We start from the raw sequence: 16,159 nt of genomic DNA on the forward strand, positions 1-16,159 counted from the left end.
CGTCAGAAGGGGTTCCAGGTCGGTTCCTGGGTAAGCTTCAGGTAGCCGACATTGATGCCGAGGCGCGCGCCGATGCCGGTGCGAATGGGTGCCAGCGTGACGTCGCTGCTTTTCAGATAGGTCATGCCGACGCCGGCGACGATGAAGGCCGAGCCGCTGACGCCGCCGTAACGGCGATAAAGCGAATCGACCGAAGGCAGGTTGTAGACCAGCATCATGGCGCGGGTGCCCTGGCCGCCGTAATCGAGGCCGAGCGAGGGGCCTTGCCAGAAGACGGGATGCTGGCCGGCATTCTTGGTATAAAGCGTGCCTTCGCCATAGGTGAGGCCCGCGACGAAAGCGCCGGAGCCTTCCTGCCCCAGAATATAACCGTTCGGAAGACCGTATTGCTGGAAGGCGCGTTCCACCACCTTGGCGAGGCCGCCGGTGGTTTCACCGAAGAATCCGTGGCCTGCATCCACGACTTCCTGAAAAGAATATTGATCGCTGTTCTGGGCCGAGGCCGGTGCGGCCCACATCAAAAGGCTGGCAAGGAGCGCAAAAATCTTTCCCAGTCCGAGGCGTGCAATGGTGCGGGTTTTCGTAAGGCGCATCGTCATGTCCGTCCGTCTGTTCGTTGGTGCATCAGCCCGAAAATCCGAATCGATTTTCGGCAGGGCCCATGCGAAGATTCAAAGTTCCAGAGCATCCTTTATACGTCCGAACGGACGCAGGGCGCTCCAGGGTGGCCTGTTAAGGCATTTGGCATTTTGAAACCATCCTATTAACAATCGGTTTACCAAATATGGTGTCATTATGGCTTAACAATTTCCACACCGTCCGCGCCTCCCTTGCGCAGGAGAGAATTTTATGACGAGCAAACTCAATATCACGCTGTCCGGTCCCGATCTGGCAGCTCTTCTGTGCAGTCGTGTGTGCCATGACGTGATCTCTCCTGTCGGCGCCATCAATAACGGCCTCGAATTGCTGGACGAGGGCGGCACCGATGACGATGCGCTGGATCTCATCCGCACATCCGCTCTTAACGCATCCGTGCGGCTGAAGTTCGCCCGCCTTGCTTTCGGCGCGTCCGGCTCCGCTGGCGCTTCGATCGATACCGGCGAGGCTGAAAAAGCCGCCAAGGATTTCGCTGCCGCCGAAAAGAAGGCCGAAGTGACCTGGAACGGCCCGCGCGCCATCGTCGCGAAAAATCGTGTCAAACTTTTGCTCAACCTCTTTCTCGTGTCCTACAGCGCGATCCCGCGCGGGGGTAATGTGGATGTGGTGCTGGAAGACCCTGAGGGTGACGCGAAATTCGAAATCACCGTCAAGGGCAAGATGATGCGCATTCCGGCCAAATTCGCCGAGATCTACGAAGGCAGGCTGGAAGAGGCGGTCGACGCCCATTCCGTGCAGCCCTATTACACGCTGCTTCTGGCGGAGGAGGCCGATATGGCCGTGGAATACAAGGTGCATGAGGATCGCATCGTGTTTACCGCAAAGACGGTTGCCGCGTGATCGTTCAGTTGCAGAGGTAGTTTTGCGAAAGGGCCGGTTAGCGTTTTCCGACGCGCCGGCCTTTTTTGCTTTTGGGGAAGAGGTTCATGACACGTCTGACAACCGCGCGCCTCGTCCTGCGGCCGCACGCCATCACGGATGAAGCGCTTTATTGTGCGTTCTGGAGCGCGGATGTCCGGCCCATCGAAGGGGTCACATCGATTACGCCGCTGGACCCCGAAATCGCCTTTGCCCGTCTTTTGCGCTTCATCGGCCATTGGTCGGTCTTCGGCTTCGGTCCCTTTGTCGTGGAGGAGGCAAGCTCCGGGCGTATCGTCGGCGAGGTGGGCTTTGCCCATATGCGCCGTGGAAACGGTACCGATTTCGATGGCGTGCCAGAAGCGATGTGGAAAATCGATGCTGATCTGAACGGCAAGGGCGTCGCGACCGAGGCGGTGGCGGCGGCAACAGGGTGGTTTGATCGCAGCGGAATTTCGCAGCGGACCGTCTGCATGATTGATCCACTCAACACCCCCTCGCTCGTCATCGCCGCCCGTTTCGGCTTCCGCCTGTTTCGCGATTCGACATTCCGGGGCAATCCCATCCGGCTTTTCGAGCGGGTGGTGGGGGTTTAGTACTGCGCATTCCCACCGTGCCGTCTCGATCGCGTTTCAGGGCGTCCTGAAACCTGTTCGAGGTCTCGGACGGTGGCGGTTTGAACCAAGGGTTGATCCAAGATCAATTTTTGGAGCTTCACATGCGCTATTTTCTTGTGGTCGCCATCGCCATCCTCTCCACCGCTGCGCCCGTGATGGCGGAGAACGCTATTGGTTTCAGACAGCTGGAATTGCCCGATGATTCGGGCACGCGACTGCTGAACCTGTCATTGTGGTATCCGTCCGCACCATCAGGAAAAACTGAGACGGTGGGCGAAAACGCTGCTTTTTATGGTCTCGAGGTTCAACCTGATGCGTCGTTTCTGGCCGGTTCCCGTCCTCTGGTGTTGCTGTCACACGGATTTGGCGGAAGCTGGCGCAATCTGAACTGGATCGCCGGTGAGCTTGTTCAGCAGGGTTATATCGTGGCCGCGCCGGATCACGCGGGCGAATCATTCACTGAAGAGAATGCGATGGAGATCGTGCCGTTATGGGAACGCCCGCGCGACATCAGCAGAACGTTGACGGCGTTGCTCAATAACGATCAACTGGCTGGCAAAATAGACAGGGCACGCATCGCGGTCATCGGCCATTCTCTCGGAGGCTGGACCGCCATGGAGCTGACTGGCGCCCGCTACAGCGCCGATCTCGCGCTAAAAGACTGCAATGCGGAGAAGGTTCTGCCGCAATGCAAGGCACCACGGTTGCTGGCCAAGGTCGGAATCGTTAACGGCGGCAAGGCCGATCCACGCCTTTCGATGGATTTGCGCGATGCTCGAATCCGCGCGGTGATTGCGCTGGACGCTGGCCCGGCTGCCGGTTTCCTGCCGGAAACACTGAAACGTGTCGATGTACCGGTTCTGGTTCTGGCCGCCGGTGTGGAAACGCCCGAGATTGCCGCCCTCAAGGCTGATTCGGAATATATCGCCCGCAATCTGCCAAAGGCGACCACGGTTTATCGCGAAATACCGGATGCCAGCCATTTCAGCTTCATGCAGACATGCAAGCCAAACGGCGAAAAAATCGTCGAGGAGCTTTCGCCGGGGGAAGGTTTCGTCTGCCGTGACGGCGGGGGCAGGGACCGCCTGGCAATCCACCGGCAGATCGCGGAGGCGATTGTCGGCTTCCTGAACGTGGAAATGCATTAAGACAGGTGTTCGGGACGTCTCGATGAACCGTTGCGCGACGTCCCGATCCTTCAGGTCACTTTTTGCGGATGATACCGATAGGCAAGGTCTTCGGGATCAGACCGTGGTGCCGATGGGTCGATAACACCGCCGAGGCGCTGTGCAACTGCTGCGGATTTGCTGTTGCGCGGCGAGACATAGCTGACGAGCGTCTGCAATTTCAGGGTCTCGAATGCCCAGTCGCGCAGTGGAGAGGCCGCTTCCGCAGCATAACCGTGGCCTTCCTGGCCGCCATAAAGCAGCCAGCCCAGTTCCTTTTCGGGAAATAGCGGGCCGTGATTGATGCCGACCTGGCCGATACATTGCCCGGTTTTGCCAAGTTCGATCATCAGCGCCCCGTGGCCGAAAAAATGCCAGTTGGCGAGATCATGACAAAAAACGCCCCAGGTTGACGGCAGGTCATATGGTCCGCCGACGCCGATGGAGCGAGTTGACGCCATAAAGTCGCGATAGGCGGGGAAATCCGCCATGATCTGCGGGCGCAAAATCAGGCGTTCCGTTCTGAGGGTGGGGATAGAATGGTCCATGGCACTATCCAATCATGAAATCGCAACAAAAAACCCGCTGTCGCCAGCGGGTCTTTTAAAAACTGCCATATCCTGAAGGGGATCAGGCGGTTTCGAGAAATTCCGTGGCTCCATCAGGCTCGCGCAGGACATAACCGCGGCCCCAGACGGTTTCGATGTAGTTTGCGCCGCCTGCGGCATTTGCGAGCTTCTTGCGCAGCTTGCAGATGAAGACGTCGATGATCTTCAGTTCCGGTTCGTCCATGCCGCCATAAAGGTGGTTCAGGAACATTTCCTTAGTCAGCGTCGTGCCCTTGCGCAGCGAAAGCAGCTCAAGCATCTGATATTCCTTGCCGGTCAGGTGAACGCGCTGGCCGCCCACTTCAACCGTCTTGGCATCGAGATTGACGATCAGCTCGCCGGTGGAGATGACCGATTGCGCATGGCCCTTGGAACGGCGGACGATTGCGTGAATACGGGCAACAAGCTCGTCCTTGTGGAACGGCTTCGTCATGTAGTCGTCTGCGCCGAAGCCGAGACCACGAACCTTATCTTCGATGCCGGCCATGCCGGAGAGGATGAGGATGGGTGTCTTGACCTTGGAAAGGCGCAAGGTTCTCAAGACCTCGTAACCCGACATGTCGGGCAGGTTGAGATCGAGAAGAATAATGTCGTAATCGTAGAGTTTACCGAGGTCCACGCCTTCCTCGCCGAGGTCGGTCGTGTAGACGTTAAAACTTTCCGACTTGAGCATCAGTTCGATGCTCTGCGCTGTTGCGCTGTCGTCTTCAATAAGTAGAACCCGCATAATTATCCCCTTTGCCGCCCGCAGATTGGTAAATCATTGCCTCGCGCGATGCGGATCCAGACGTTGCCTGATTTGCAGGCTGCCACCAAATGGTTAACAAATTCTAATTGCCTTTGGCAAGGTGTATCGAATTTATTAAGCAAAGTTGGCATTTCGCTGTTTTTGCACGTGAATCCACCATCGCCAAAATTGAAGCTTAACGTGAGGATATCTCGCTAAGTGATTCAATCGACTCTTACATCGTCGGGCCCGTTTTTTTGGACCTGGCATTTACCGACCCTTAAATGATCGTGTTTATCATTAACGATGCCCGTAAACGAAAGGTTAACGGCGGCGTTTTTTTATTAACGCCGGGTAACTTTTGGGAATCATTCCGGCACAACGGGTTAACCGGGCCGGTTGAGCGGGCGGGTTAAACGGGCCGATCGAGGGGGCATAGTGCCTTTTTGATCCGGGTCTCGCTATCCATGGAGTATTGCGTATGAAGTCGCGTGACAGCCTGGTTCGCCTGAAAGAATTTCAGGTTAATGAAAAACGCCGGCAACTTAGCCAGTTGCAGCAGATGATGTCCGAGTTTGAGCGGATGGCAAAGGAACTGGTGCATCAGATATCGCTGGAAGAGAGCAAGTCCGGCATTACCGATCCGACCCACTTCGCATATCCGACCTTCGCCAAGGCCGCGCGTCAGCGTGCGGACAATCTTCAGGTCTCGATCCGGGAGCTGAAGACCCAGCAGGAAGCCGCAGAGGCTTCTCTGGAAGAGGTGCAGGCCGAATATGAAAAGGCGGCGGCACTGGAAAACCGCGACGGAGCGATCCGCGCCCGCGCCTAGGTATTGGCGCAAGATCATATATGGATCGTCCTCATTGACGGCTGCCGGTGGATCAGGAGGCGGCTTTCAATGACGGGATGCCCATGCTTTTTTCTGGAAGGCCGCCTCTCGTTGGCGGCCTTTTGCTTTGGCGCACCGCAGCGCCTTGCCCTGCTGGTTTCTTGCGGGGCAGGGACGCAGGGAATCCCTGCGTTTTCGATTGTCCGGGGCCGGGGAAAGGCGTAATTTGGTGAAGTTCCGACCAAGAGCCGGAGGCTTGTCCCACGCGCGCCCTGCGCGGACGCGGGTGGGCCAGAAGCGGGGAGGAAACAAATGGCCCGCCAATATATCGATTGCCGCGAATTCCCGAGCGACAGCAAATGCTCGATCGCCATCTCAGCCGATACGCCGGAGGAGCTCATGGAAGCGGCGGTTCAACATGCCGTGGCAGTGCATGGCGCCGAGGATACGCCGGAATTTCGGGCCGAAGTTCGAAGGAGCATACATGCAGGAACACCGCCGCTGAAGGTGGCGTGATTGCTGGCAGCCTGAAACCTATCCGTCGACATGCCGGGCCTGATCCGGCATCCAGCCGACGAGCGTCTGCGCGGCGGAAGATTGCCTTAAGCTCAAGGATTTGAGCTGGCTGGACCCCGGCTCTTGGCCGGGGTGACGGAGCGTGTGGGCTCCGCTTTCGCTAAAAAACAAACTTGAGGTTTTGTCCCGAGCCTCAGCCCGTCTGGCTGGTTACCCCTTGATAACATCTGCCCAGTCAGGGTGGCGTAGCGTCTGAGCCTTGAAGAAGGGGCAGAGCGGAATGATTTTCCAGCCGCCCTTGCGCGCTTCATCGATGGCATGGGCGGCGAGCGCCTGGCCGACACCCTTGCCCCGCAGTGCATCGGGCACGCCGGTATGGTCGATGATGATGAGGGAAGGGGAGGTGCGCGAATAGGTCATCTCGGCCTTGTGGCCGTCGATGGTTGCCGAATATTCGCCGCGCGATCCGGTTTCGGTTGTCTTGATATCCATGATCTCTGCCTTCGCATTGCTTTTCGTTTTTTCCACTGTAACGGCCTGCGCCTGAATTGAAACAGCGGGATAGCGAACGCAGTGGACACAAACCGGTGACAGTCACCGGCTGTGTCTGGCAATTTTCAGGGGAAATCCAAAATCAAACCGAAAGCCCCGTCGATGCGACGGGGCGTTTTGGAAGTTCGGTTTGGGCGCGTTGCCGCGCCGGCGCACTGGTTTAGTGGCGATATTGCTGAATGCGCGTCGTGCGCAGGCCGGCAAGGCCATGATCGGCAATCGACGACTGCCAGGACAGGAATTCTTCGACGGTGAGCGTATAACGCTCGCAGGCTTCCTCAAGGCTCAGAAGTCCTCCGCGCACGGCGGCGACGACCTCTGCCTTTCTGCGAATAACCCATCGACGGGTATTTGACGGCGGAAGATCCGCAATCGTCAGAGGGCTGCCATCGGGGCCGATGACATATTTAACTCGTGGGCGTATCATTTCGGTCATTGGACACTCTATACAAACTCAAGACCATATGACGGGAACTTTAGCCCCGTACCTTTAAAAATTGCCTAAGCAGTTCGTGACAATTTATTAAGAATTTGAACGGTTTCGCCCGATCTGTTCGAGTCGCCTTATTTTGTCGGGAAAAAATTTTTCCAAAAATCGTGTTTTTTATCGTCCATCGGTTGTTTTCCTCACAGCGCCGCAAGCGAAAGGCACGTTTTCCCGCTGCCGTGGGCGAATTCCGCGGTTCCCTCATGCACCAGCCGCAGGCGATCGCCGGCATTGAGGGGCAGGATAAGGGTCGTCGACTGCGAGGTGCCGGCATTGGAGGCGTTGCCCGCTAAAGTGAGGCCGCCAGCCGCGCCGTTGACGGCAAGCGAAATCCGGTGCCCGGAGGAGGACACCACGGCAAGCGACAGGGTGGCCAGATAGAGACCTTTCACGGGAACGACGAGTTCCCTTCCGCCGCCTGTGCCGACCGCGTCGCCGAGAACGAAACCACCCTCATCGATGAAGAGCATTGAAAACCCCGAAGCCGAGCCGTTGGCCGGCCTCGTCGTGCCCGAAGGCAGGCTGGCCAGAACCACGGGCCGGTTCGGCATCGTGACCCTGCCGTCGCCGCTGCACAAAAGGGCCGTTTGCCAGGAAATGCCGTCGGCGCTGGTCTTGATCGAAAAACCGTCATTGCCTGCAAGGCCCATTTCCGCCCGGCCGCTCCAGCCGGACTGGAACAGCAGCGAGGCGGTATCGGCCTTTGCCGCCTTGTTGATCGCCATGCGGTGGTTGCCGTTCTCTTCTGTGTGGGTGAAGAGGCTGGCGGGGGCGGCAAGCGCCAGACGGTTGGTGACATCGGCCTGTGTGCCAATGCCAAGCCTTTCGAGGGTCGCCGCGGCAGGCAGCGGCACGTCCCGCCATGCGCTGTCCCGTAGGACGCGATGTTTACCCTCGCTGGCAAACCATGCCGTCCAGCCGGGTTGCGGCGCTATCAGCAGCCATGCACCGTCCTGCCGGAAGGCAAGCTTCCCGCCCTTGCCCGCCCAGTCGCCAGCGGAGTCAAGCGAGAGCAGGAAGCAGTCTCCCTCCGGCGCATTGTCGGGCGGGGCGGCGACCACGTCCTTGACGACCAGCTGGACGATCGCGTCCAGCCGCTGCAGCGCCTCATTGTGGGTGACGTGTTTCTGTGCCTGCGAGGGCAGGATATAAGGAAGCCTAAGTCTCGCCGTCTGTTCAGTCATGATTTCTCTTCCGCGCTCCGTGGCTGTTCGCCGGCGATTGTGATGCGGCGCGGCGGGGCGGGGATGAGCGGGGATGAAATTATTTTTGCGGCTTCGGTGGGGAGTGCGTTCCGTGGTTGCGGAGATGGGTGGCTGTGGGCGAGCGGGCGAGCAGTCTTTGATTCGGTGCCTGCGGCTTCACCCCCCTCTGCCCTGCCGGGCATCTCCCCCACAAGGAGGGAGATCAGCAAGATGCGCTACCCCCGCTTCGTTCTCAAACGTCGAGATTGGCAGGACCCCGCCACGAGTCGATCTCCACCCTTGTGGGGGAGATGCCCGGCAGGGCGAGGGGGGTGAAGCCGCAAACACCTAAGCGGACGTCTAAAAAAGTGCAATCACCACATCCCGGCGTCGTCGCCGTCCTATCGCGCGATATCCGCCGCAAGCGCCATTGCGCCCTCGGCAATGAAATCCGGGTTGGCGAGTGCATCTTCATCATCGCCTCTCACCTCATAGGCAAGCAGCCGCCCCTCGCAATCCAGCGTTCTGCCACCGGCGGCGCGCAGTACGGCGTCGCCTGCCGCCGTATCCCACATCATGGTGCGGCTGAAGCGGGGATAGATATCGGCAGCACCTTCCGCCAGCATGCAGAATTTCAGTGAGGAACCGACGGAAATGCAGTCTTTCAGGCCGTGTTCGGCCACGAAGGCTTCCGTTTTCGCGGTACAGTGCGAGCGGCTGATCAGCGCCACGGGGGAGGCGCCGCGCTGGCGTGCGCGGATGGGGTGGCGCGCGAGGATCGCTCCTTCGCCTGATATTGCGAGCTTTTCGGCGCTGTTGTCCTTGCCGGTCCAGGCCTGGCCGCGGCAGGGGGCGTAAACCACGCCCGCAACCGGCACGCCGTTTCTGATCAGGGCGATATTGACGGTAAAATCATCCTTGCCGGAAATGAATTCCTTGGTCCCATCCAGCGGATCGACCAGAAAAAATTCCGTGCCTGTCTCCGGCAGAATGCCGTTCGAGACCGCTTCTTCGGCAATGACCGGGATTTGGGGAAAATGCGCAGCCAGTGCCTGCAGAATGATCACCTCCGCCCGCTGGTCTGCCTCGGTCACGGGCGAGCAATCGTCCTTGTACGATACGTGTGGCCCGGCGCGATGGACCGCCATGATTGCCTGCCCGGCGTCCAGCGCCGCTTTCGTCAATATGTCGATCATCTTGTTGCCGTTGCCATTTCGTGCCGGGGATCCTTTGCCCCTCTATTTCGCTACTCTTTTGCCCGCCACCCGTCAAACAATGCGTCAGGCAACACTGAAATAAGCATTCGAACGCCAATTTTTTAGCACTTACTGCCGAAATCCTGGCTATTCTGATCGGGAAAACGGCAACGAATGTGGAAATTCCAAATTTTGTGCAGGATCGCCCGTTTTTGACTTCACATTTTTAGCGAACACGATATGCATTTTGCAGGTGGGGGCTAATCGAAAAGGTTCTCCCTATAATTAACATAAACGAGGCGTGGCTCATTAGAGGTCATGCCCAGGGGAAAGACATGGAGTATTTTATCCAGCAGCTCATCAACGGGCTGACTCTTGGATCGATCTACGGCCTCATCGCAATTGGCTATACGATGGTCTACGGCATCATCGGCATGATCAACTTCGCCCATGGCGATATTTTCATGCTTGGCGGTTTCGCCGCGCTGATCGTTTTTCTGATCGCAACATCGTTTTTTGCCGGTATTCCGGTGGCGCTTCTTCTGATTTTGATGATGGTCGTCGCCATGCTGATGACCGGCCTGTGGAACTGGGTGATCGAGCGCGTGGCCTACCGTCCGCTCAGAGGCTCGTTCCGCCTTGCGCCGCTGATCACCGCCATCGGCATGTCGATCGCGCTGTCCAACTTCATCCAGGTGACACAGGGTCCGCGTAACAAGCCGATCCCGTCAATGGTGACGGACAGCTACCATTTCGGCTCCATCACCGTCTCGCTGAAGCAGTTCATCATCATGGCGGTGACGTCGGTGCTGCTGTTCGCCTTCTGGTACATCGTCAACAAGACTCCGCTCGGCCGGGCGCAGCGCGCCACGGAACAGGACCGCAAGATGGCGGCCCTTCTGGGTGTGGATGTCGATAAGACGATCTCGATCACCTTCATCATGGGTGCCGCACTCGCGGCGGTCGCCGGTACGATGTATCTGATGTATTACGGTGTCGCATCCTTCAACGATGGCTTCATTCCGGGCGTCAAGGCGTTTACCGCAGCGGTTCTCGGCGGTATCGGTTCGCTTCCGGGTGCCGTTCTCGGCGGTCTCCTGATCGGCCTCATCGAATCTCTCTGGTCCGCCTATTTCTCCATTGCCTACAAGGACGTCGCGGCATTCGGCATCCTGGCTTTCGTGCTGATCTTCAAGCCGACCGGTATTCTCGGTCGTCCGGAAGTCGAGAAGGTGTGATCCCATGACCAATATCGCTTCCGAAAACGACACTTCCAACCCGAGCCTGATGGCAACGGCGGTGAAGGAAGGCATCTTTGCGGGCATCGTCTCGCTCGGCATGTTCATTCTTTACGTCGGTATCGTCACCTATCAGGATATCAACAACCAGCTTATCTGGGGCACCCGCTGGGGTCTTCTGTCGATCTTCGTCGGCGTCGCCGCCATCGGCCGTTTCCTGATGGTCGGCTTCATCCGGCCGTCGATGGATCGCCGCAAGCTTGCCAAGGCCAAAAGCGGCATTCTGGAAATCTCCGAGGAAAAAGGCTTTTTCCACAAGCACTTCCTGAAGCTCGCGCTTGTCCTGCTGCTGCTTTATCCCGTCGTCGCCGTGCAGCTGTTCGGTTTTCAGGGCTCGCTGAAATTCGTCGACAATTTCGGCATCCAGATTCTGATCTATGTGATGCTGGCGTGGGGCCTCAACATCGTCGTTGGCCTCGCGGGCCTGCTCGATCTCGGTTATGTGGCCTTCTATGCGGTGGGCGCCTATTCCTACGCGCTGCTGTCAAGCCATCTCGGCCTGTCCTTCTGGGTGCTTCTGCCGGTGGCCGGCATTCTCGCGGGCTTCTGGGGCATCATTCTCGGCTTCCCGGTGCTCAGACTTCGTGGCGACTATCTTGCCATCGTCACGCTCGCCTTCGGTGAAATCATCCGTCTCGTGCTGTTGAACTGGACGGATGTGACCAAGGGCACCTTCGGCATTTCCGGCATCGCCAAGGCGTCTATCTTCGGCATCTGGTCCTTCGATGTCGGCGCGCCGAACAATTTCGCCAAGGCCTTCGGCCTGACGATGTCGTCGGCCTATTACAAGATCTTCCTGTTCTACGTGATCCTGCTTCTGTGCATGCTGACGGCTTACGTCACCATCAAGCTGCGCCGCATGCCGATCGGCCGGGCGTGGGAAGCTTTGCGTGAAGACGAAATCGCCTGCCGCTCGCTCGGCATCGATACTGTCATCACCAAGCTTACCGCTTTTGCGACAGGCGCGATGTTTGGCGGTTTCGCCGGCTCGTTCTTCGCCGCCCGTCAGGGTTTCGTATCGCCGGAAAGCTTCGTCTTCCTGGAATCGGCCGTCATCCTTGCCATTGTCGTTCTCGGCGGCATGGGTTCGCTCACGGGCATCGCCATTGCCGCCCTCGTCATGGTCGGCGGCACGGAGCTGCTGCGCGAAATGGAATTCCTGAAGCATGTCTTCGGGCCTGATTTCACGCCGGAACTCTACCGCATGCTGCTGTTCGGTCTCGCCATGGTCATCGTCATGCTGTTCAAGCCGCGCGGCTTTGTCGGCTCACGAGAACCGACGGCCTTCCTCAGGGAACGCAAGGCCGTCTCCGGCAGCTTTACCAAGGAAGGTCACGGTTGATGGCTTCCGGAACGACAAACATGACACCCAATCTAACTGGCGATACGATCCTCAAGGTCGAACATCTCTCGATGCGGTTTGGCGGCCTGATGGCCATCAATGACTTCTCCTTTGAGGCGAAGCGCGGCGAGATCACGGCGCTGATCGGTCCGAACGGTGCTGGAAAGACCACGGTTTTCAACTGCATCACCGGCTTCTACAAGCCGACGATGGGCATGATCACCATGCGTCAGCAAAACGGCGAGGCGCATCTTCTGGAGCGCCTGCCGGATTTCGAGATCACCAAGAAGGCGAAGGTGGCGCGTACCTTCCAGAACATCCGCCTGTTTTCGGGTCTGACGGTTCTGGAAAACCTGCTGGTGGCGCAGCACAATGCGCTGATGAAGGCATCGGGCTACACCATTCTCGGTCTTCTCGGCCTGCCCGCCTACAAGAGGGCGGTCAACAGTTCGATCGATAAGGCCAAATACTGGCTGGACAAGGCCGATCTGACCGACCGCGCCGACGACCCGGCCGGCGATCTGCCCTATGGCGCGCAGCGCCGTCTGGAAATTGCCCGCGCCATGTGCACGGGGCCGGAACTTCTCTGCCTCGATGAACCGGCGGCCGGTCTCAACCCGAAGGAATCGCTGGCGCTCAATGCGCTGCTGCGCGGTATCCGCGACGAAGGCACGTCGCTGCTTCTGATCGAGCACGACATGTCGGTGGTGATGCAGATTTCCGATCACGTCGTGGTTCTCGAATACGGCCAGAAGATTTCCGACGGTTCGCCGGACCATGTGAAGAACGACCCGAAGGTCATCGCCGCCTATCTGGGTGTCGAGGATGATGAAGTGGAAGACGTGATTGCGGAAGAACTCGACGGAGGAGTGGCCTGATGTCCGGTGAACCGCTTCTCAAAGTACAGGGTGTCGAAACCTACTACGGTAACATCCGGGCCTTGGCCGGTGTCGATGTCGAGGTCAACAAGGGCGAGATCGTCAGCCTTATCGGCGCCAACGGCGCCGGCAAATCGACACTGATGATGACCATCTGCGGCAGCCCGCAGGCGCGCACTGGCCAAGTGACGTTCGACGGCGAAGACATTACCCGCCTGCCGACGCACCTCATCGCCCGCAGGCGCATTGCCCAGTCACCCGAGGGCCGCCGGATTTTCCCGCGCATGACGGTGCTGGAAAACCTGCAGATGGGCGCCAATCTCGACAACCTCAAATATTTCAAAGAGGACGTCGAGAAGATTTTCGTCATGTTCCCGCGGCTGAAAGAACGTCAGAGCCAGCGTGGCGGTACGCTTTCCGGCGGCGAGCAGCAGATGCTCTCCATCGGCCGCGCGCTGATGGCACGGCCCAAACTGCTGCTTCTCGACGAGCCGTCGCTGGGCCTTGCCCCGCTGATCGTCAAGGGCATCTTCGAGGCCATCAAGAAGCTCAACCAGGAAGAGGGCCTGACCGTCTTCCTCGTTGAACAGAACGCCTTTGCGGCACTGAAGCTTTCCGACCGCGCCTATGTGATGGTCAACGGCAAGGTGACGATGAGCGGTTCGGGCAGGGAATTGCTGGCTGATCCGCAGGTACGCGCGGCCTATCTCGAAGGCGGCCGGCACTGAAAGATTTTACTTGCGCCGGAAATTTTGCGGCGCAAGATAACGAACCGCCGCCGGCCGTTTTCGAAGGGGAAATGGCCGGTGGCAAACAATAAAATGCCTGCCGGAAAAACGGCGGGACGACAAACAAGGCAGGGCCGGACATTTGCATCCCGGCGCTGATGGGGAAAGAAGATGCAGGGCCTTTTATTCGAGACCGATAGCGGCGTGCGTTATATTCTGCGCGCACTGGTTGTTCTTCTTGGTTTCTGGACGGCGTGGCGCACGGGCAGATCCGTCGCCGATGGCTGGGGCGATTTCCCGCGTGTGGTGATCTATACGCTGGCTTTGGGGCTCGTGATGCGGTTTCTGCATTTCGCGCTTTTCAACGGGCCGTTCATCAACGGCTTCTACTACGTGTTTGACGTCGTTCTTCTTCTGGCTTTTTCCAGCATCGGTTTCCGCATGCGCAGGACGAGCCAGATGGTCAATAACTACTATTGGCTCTACGATCGGACGTCGGCATTTTCATATAAAAAGAAAGATTGACAGCCGGATTCCTCCGGCTGCACGATACTCGCGTGAGTGGAACGTTTCCTGTTCGGTTAAGGTGGGTACTGAACAGGTCCTGGTAGTCAACCCATCCAAAGGAACTGGGAGTATAGTAATGAAGAAGTCTCTTCTTTCCGCCGTTGCGCTGACCGCCATGGTCGCCTTCAGCGGTTCGGCCTGGGCCGATATCGTGATCGCTGTCGGCGGCCCGCTGACAGGCCCGAACGCCGCATTTGGCGCTCAGCTTCAGAAGGGTGCTGAACAGGCTGCGAAGGATATCAATGCTGCAGGCGGCATCAACGGCGAGCAGATCAAGATCGTTCTCGGCGATGACGTTTCCGACCCGAAGCAGGGTATCTCGGTTGCCAACAAATTCGTTGCTGATGGCGTGAAGTTCGTCGTCGGTCACTTCAACTCCGGCGTCTCCATTCCGGCTTCCGAAGTTTATGCCGAAAACGGCATTCTCGAAGTAACGCCTGCTGCGACCAACCCCGTTTTCACCGAGCGTGGCCTGTGGAACACCTTCCGTACCTGCGGTCGTGACGACCAGCAGGGTGGCATTGCCGGCAAATATCTGGCCGACCACTACAAGGACGCCAAGATCGCCATCATTCACGACAAGACCCCCTATGGTCAGGGCCTTGCCGACGAAACCAAGAAGGCAGCCAATGCGGCCGGCCTGACGGAAGCCATGTATGAAGGCGTCAATGTCGGCGACAAGGACTTCTCCGCACTGATCTCCAAGATGAAGGAAGCCGGCGTTTCCGTTATCTACTGGGGTGGCCTGCACACCGAAGCCGGTCTGATCATCCGCCAGTCGGCTGACCAGGGTCTGAAGGCGAAGCTCATCTCGGGCGACGGTATCGTCTCGAACGAACTTGCCTCCATCGCCGGCGACGCCGTCGAAGGCACGCTGAACACCTTCGGTCCCGATCCGACGCTGCGTCCTGAAAACAAGGAACTGGTAGAGAAGTTCAAGGCCGCCGGCTTCAACCCGGAAGCCTACACGCTCTACTCCTACGCCGCCCTGCAGGCGATTGCCGGTGCTGCCAAGGCTGCCGGTTCCGTTGAGCCGGAAAAGGTTGCCGAAGCTCTGAAGAAGGGCACCTTCCCGACCGCACTTGGCGATATCTCCTTCGACGAGAAGGGCGACCCGAAGCTTCCCGGTTACGTCATGTACGAGTGGAAGAAGGGCCCGGACGGCAAGTTCACCTACATCCAGCAGGGGACGTAAGTCTTACTGGACTGCAATATGGAGGCCCGGTCGCAAGACCGGGCTTTCTGCTTTCTGGTGCGGGGCATTTCCGGCGTCAGCACTCAGCCAGCCCAAGTCCTTGGGCTAAAACACTTTCCGAGCCGCACGTCAGACGGATTCCGTCTCAAAGACGGAGTGACGGTGATGGGAAAGGCTCGAAACACTTGGCTCCGATCGCGCCTTCAACCAGTTTCAGCCGCCAGCCTCTCCAGCACAATATCGGCACGTTCCGTGACGGGGGCTTTCGGCAGCACAATCGTCTCATAATCCAGACGGGCATAGTCGTGCAGCAGGCGTTGATATTCCTCCACTGCCACCTCGAAACCGTGCTTGCGCTCGCTGTCGCCTCGGTAGATCTCCGGCCAGGGCGGGGTGAGGAAAACCAGCGGGTTATAGCGGTGCGCGTGCCGCAGCGTTTCGATGAATCCATCGCCGCTTATATGGTGAAGTGCTGAGGCGGCGTCGATCAGGCCTCGGTCGAAGAAGACGAGGCCTTCCGCTGGCGCCTTTTGCCGGTCCTCCAGCGCCATGGCGATCGCCCGGCGGGCAAAGGCTTCTAGGTCGATCCAGGGGAGGGCGGTGCCGTTATTTCTCGTTTCCTCAATCACGATGCGCCGCCCCGGTTCCTCGACGGTCGCGAAACCACGGTGAGCAAGCTCGGCAAGCAGGGTTGATTTACCGCCGCCGGAGCAGCCGGAAAGAATGATGAAATGGTCCATGGGAACCTCCC

The 16,159-nt window shown here is 58.5% G+C and carries 19 protein-coding genes; 11 read left to right on the forward strand and 8 right to left on the reverse strand.

All coding sequences use genetic code 11. From position 1 onward, the window contains the following. Positions 1-2: 2 nt before the first annotated feature. Positions 3-599, reverse strand: coding sequence for a DUF1134 domain-containing protein (locus ASD46_RS24840; protein WP_003513975.1), 597 nt, complete (start codon positions 597-599; stop codon positions 3-5). Positions 600-849: 250 nt separating this feature from the next. Here ASD46_RS24840 and chpT point away from each other — a divergent pair, with 250 nt between their 5' ends. The 3 genes from chpT to ASD46_RS24855 all read left to right on the forward strand — a co-directional run bounded on the left by chpT (position 850) and on the right by ASD46_RS24855 (position 3,280). After that, a complete protein-coding gene (chpT, locus tag ASD46_RS24845) occupies positions 850-1,497 on the forward strand; it encodes a histidine phosphotransferase ChpT (RefSeq protein ID WP_003513974.1) in 648 nt (215 codons plus the stop codon). An 86-nt stretch (positions 1,498-1,583) separates the two neighbouring features. Further along, positions 1,584-2,111 carry a GNAT family N-acetyltransferase gene (locus tag ASD46_RS24850; RefSeq protein ID WP_013636733.1) on the forward strand — a complete coding sequence of 176 codons (528 nt, stop codon included), beginning with the start codon at positions 1,584-1,586 and terminating at the stop codon, positions 2,109-2,111. Positions 2,112-2,233: 122 nt separating this feature from the next. Beyond that, on the forward strand, positions 2,234-3,280 hold the full coding sequence (locus tag ASD46_RS24855; protein WP_025594347.1) for an alpha/beta hydrolase family protein: 1,047 nt from the start codon (positions 2,234-2,236) through the stop codon (positions 3,278-3,280). A gap of 50 nt (positions 3,281-3,330) precedes the next feature. Here the strand turns inward: ASD46_RS24855 and ASD46_RS24860 are convergent, their stop codons facing one another. Then, on the reverse strand, positions 3,331-3,846 hold the full coding sequence (locus tag ASD46_RS24860; RefSeq protein ID WP_060642914.1) for a GNAT family N-acetyltransferase: 516 nt from the start codon (positions 3,844-3,846) through the stop codon (positions 3,331-3,333). Between the two features lie 82 nt (positions 3,847-3,928). Next, positions 3,929-4,633, reverse strand: coding sequence for a response regulator transcription factor CtrA (gene ctrA, locus ASD46_RS24865; RefSeq protein WP_003491823.1), 705 nt, complete (start codon positions 4,631-4,633; stop codon positions 3,929-3,931). A 481-nt stretch (positions 4,634-5,114) separates the two neighbouring features. On the opposite strand from ctrA, the gene ASD46_RS24870 reads away from it, so the two are divergent. After that, the gene (locus ASD46_RS24870) at positions 5,115-5,465 is read left to right on the forward strand and encodes a flagellar export protein FliJ (RefSeq protein ID WP_013636730.1); all 351 of its coding nucleotides are present in this window, start codon (positions 5,115-5,117) and stop codon (positions 5,463-5,465) included. 312 nt (positions 5,466-5,777) lie between these two features. Further along, a complete protein-coding gene (locus tag ASD46_RS24875; RefSeq protein ID WP_003513967.1) occupies positions 5,778-5,981 on the forward strand; it encodes a DUF1059 domain-containing protein in 204 nt (67 codons plus the stop codon). Positions 5,982-6,191: 210 nt separating this feature from the next. On the opposite strand, the gene ASD46_RS24880 is transcribed toward ASD46_RS24875, so the two are convergent. The 4 genes from ASD46_RS24880 to cysQ all read right to left on the reverse strand — a co-directional run bounded on the left by ASD46_RS24880 (position 6,192) and on the right by cysQ (position 9,400). After that, positions 6,192-6,473 (reverse strand): GNAT family N-acetyltransferase, encoded by a 282-nt coding sequence (locus ASD46_RS24880; protein WP_003513965.1) that lies wholly within the window; start codon positions 6,471-6,473, stop codon positions 6,192-6,194. Between the two features lie 220 nt (positions 6,474-6,693). Then, complete coding sequence (locus ASD46_RS24885) at positions 6,694-6,969, reverse strand: DUF1153 domain-containing protein (protein WP_003513963.1); 276 nt, start codon at positions 6,967-6,969, stop codon at positions 6,694-6,696. Positions 6,970-7,160: 191 nt separating this feature from the next. Further along, the gene (locus tag ASD46_RS24890; RefSeq protein ID WP_035198708.1) at positions 7,161-8,204 is read right to left on the reverse strand and encodes a DUF2793 domain-containing protein; all 1,044 of its coding nucleotides are present in this window, start codon (positions 8,202-8,204) and stop codon (positions 7,161-7,163) included. A gap of 401 nt (positions 8,205-8,605) precedes the next feature. Beyond that, a complete protein-coding gene (cysQ, locus tag ASD46_RS24895; protein WP_025594342.1) occupies positions 8,606-9,400 on the reverse strand; it encodes a 3'(2'),5'-bisphosphate nucleotidase CysQ in 795 nt (264 codons plus the stop codon). A gap of 335 nt (positions 9,401-9,735) precedes the next feature. On the opposite strand from cysQ, the gene ASD46_RS24900 reads away from it, so the two are divergent. From ASD46_RS24900 to ASD46_RS24925, 6 genes are all read left to right on the forward strand, one after another. Beyond that, positions 9,736-10,638, forward strand: a complete 903-nt coding sequence (locus ASD46_RS24900; protein ID WP_003513958.1) for a branched-chain amino acid ABC transporter permease — start codon at positions 9,736-9,738, stop codon at positions 10,636-10,638. A 49-nt stretch (positions 10,639-10,687) separates the two neighbouring features. Further along, entirely contained in the window at positions 10,688-12,040 is a 1,353-nt protein-coding gene (gene livM, locus ASD46_RS24905; protein ID WP_370647612.1) for a high-affinity branched-chain amino acid ABC transporter permease LivM, read from the forward strand. Then, the gene (locus ASD46_RS24910; protein WP_019565106.1) at positions 12,040-12,918 is read left to right on the forward strand and encodes an ABC transporter ATP-binding protein; all 879 of its coding nucleotides are present in this window, start codon (positions 12,040-12,042) and stop codon (positions 12,916-12,918) included. Before livM ends, ASD46_RS24910 begins: the two co-directional genes overlap by 1 nt. After that, positions 12,918-13,646, forward strand: coding sequence for an ABC transporter ATP-binding protein (locus ASD46_RS24915; RefSeq protein ID WP_013636723.1), 729 nt, complete (start codon positions 12,918-12,920; stop codon positions 13,644-13,646). Before ASD46_RS24910 ends, ASD46_RS24915 begins: the two co-directional genes overlap by 1 nt. A 171-nt stretch (positions 13,647-13,817) precedes the next feature. Beyond that, positions 13,818-14,171 carry a DUF6867 family protein gene (locus ASD46_RS24920; protein ID WP_003513938.1) on the forward strand — a complete coding sequence of 118 codons (354 nt, stop codon included), beginning with the start codon at positions 13,818-13,820 and terminating at the stop codon, positions 14,169-14,171. Between the two features lie 118 nt (positions 14,172-14,289). Then, a complete protein-coding gene (locus tag ASD46_RS24925) occupies positions 14,290-15,408 on the forward strand; it encodes a branched-chain amino acid ABC transporter substrate-binding protein (RefSeq protein ID WP_003513936.1) in 1,119 nt (372 codons plus the stop codon). 203 nt (positions 15,409-15,611) lie between these two features. On the opposite strand, the gene ASD46_RS24930 is transcribed toward ASD46_RS24925, so the two are convergent. Then, positions 15,612-16,148 carry an AAA family ATPase gene (locus tag ASD46_RS24930; protein ID WP_025594337.1) on the reverse strand — a complete coding sequence of 179 codons (537 nt, stop codon included), beginning with the start codon at positions 16,146-16,148 and terminating at the stop codon, positions 15,612-15,614. Positions 16,149-16,159: the final 11 nt, after the last annotated feature.

This window comes from Rhizobium sp. Root491, from assembly GCF_001427205.1.
Classification (GTDB): domain Bacteria; phylum Pseudomonadota; class Alphaproteobacteria; order Rhizobiales; family Rhizobiaceae; genus Agrobacterium; species Agrobacterium tumefaciens.

Bases quoted from the DNA above. Each gene is read 5' to 3' on its own strand.
- ASD46_RS24840 (WP_003513975.1), bottom strand. From the start codon at position 599: ATGACGATGCGCCTTACGAAAACCCGCACCATTGCACGCCTCGGACTG.
- chpT (WP_003513974.1), top strand. From the start codon at position 850: ATGACGAGCAAACTCAATATCACGCTGTCCGGTCCCGATCTGGCAGCT.
- ASD46_RS24850 (WP_013636733.1), top strand. From the start codon at position 1,584: ATGACACGTCTGACAACCGCGCGCCTCGTCCTGCGGCCGCACGCCATC.
- ASD46_RS24855 (WP_025594347.1), top strand. From the start codon at position 2,234: ATGCGCTATTTTCTTGTGGTCGCCATCGCCATCCTCTCCACCGCTGCG.
- ASD46_RS24860 (WP_060642914.1), bottom strand. From the start codon at position 3,846: ATGGACCATTCTATCCCCACCCTCAGAACGGAACGCCTGATTTTGCGC.
- ctrA (WP_003491823.1), bottom strand. From the start codon at position 4,633: ATGCGGGTTCTACTTATTGAAGACGACAGCGCAACAGCGCAGAGCATC.
- ASD46_RS24870 (WP_013636730.1), top strand. From the start codon at position 5,115: ATGAAGTCGCGTGACAGCCTGGTTCGCCTGAAAGAATTTCAGGTTAAT.
- ASD46_RS24875 (WP_003513967.1), top strand. From the start codon at position 5,778: ATGGCCCGCCAATATATCGATTGCCGCGAATTCCCGAGCGACAGCAAA.
- ASD46_RS24880 (WP_003513965.1), bottom strand. From the start codon at position 6,473: ATGGATATCAAGACAACCGAAACCGGATCGCGCGGCGAATATTCGGCA.
- ASD46_RS24885 (WP_003513963.1), bottom strand. From the start codon at position 6,969: ATGACCGAAATGATACGCCCACGAGTTAAATATGTCATCGGCCCCGAT.
- ASD46_RS24890 (WP_035198708.1), bottom strand. From the start codon at position 8,204: ATGACTGAACAGACGGCGAGACTTAGGCTTCCTTATATCCTGCCCTCG.
- cysQ (WP_025594342.1), bottom strand. From the start codon at position 9,400: ATGATCGACATATTGACGAAAGCGGCGCTGGACGCCGGGCAGGCAATC.
- ASD46_RS24900 (WP_003513958.1), top strand. From the start codon at position 9,736: ATGGAGTATTTTATCCAGCAGCTCATCAACGGGCTGACTCTTGGATCG.
- livM (WP_370647612.1), top strand. From the start codon at position 10,688: ATGGCAACGGCGGTGAAGGAAGGCATCTTTGCGGGCATCGTCTCGCTC.
- ASD46_RS24910 (WP_019565106.1), top strand. From the start codon at position 12,040: ATGGCTTCCGGAACGACAAACATGACACCCAATCTAACTGGCGATACG.
- ASD46_RS24915 (WP_013636723.1), top strand. From the start codon at position 12,918: ATGTCCGGTGAACCGCTTCTCAAAGTACAGGGTGTCGAAACCTACTAC.
- ASD46_RS24920 (WP_003513938.1), top strand. From the start codon at position 13,818: ATGCAGGGCCTTTTATTCGAGACCGATAGCGGCGTGCGTTATATTCTG.
- ASD46_RS24925 (WP_003513936.1), top strand. From the start codon at position 14,290: ATGAAGAAGTCTCTTCTTTCCGCCGTTGCGCTGACCGCCATGGTCGCC.
- ASD46_RS24930 (WP_025594337.1), bottom strand. From the start codon at position 16,148: ATGGACCATTTCATCATTCTTTCCGGCTGCTCCGGCGGCGGTAAATCA.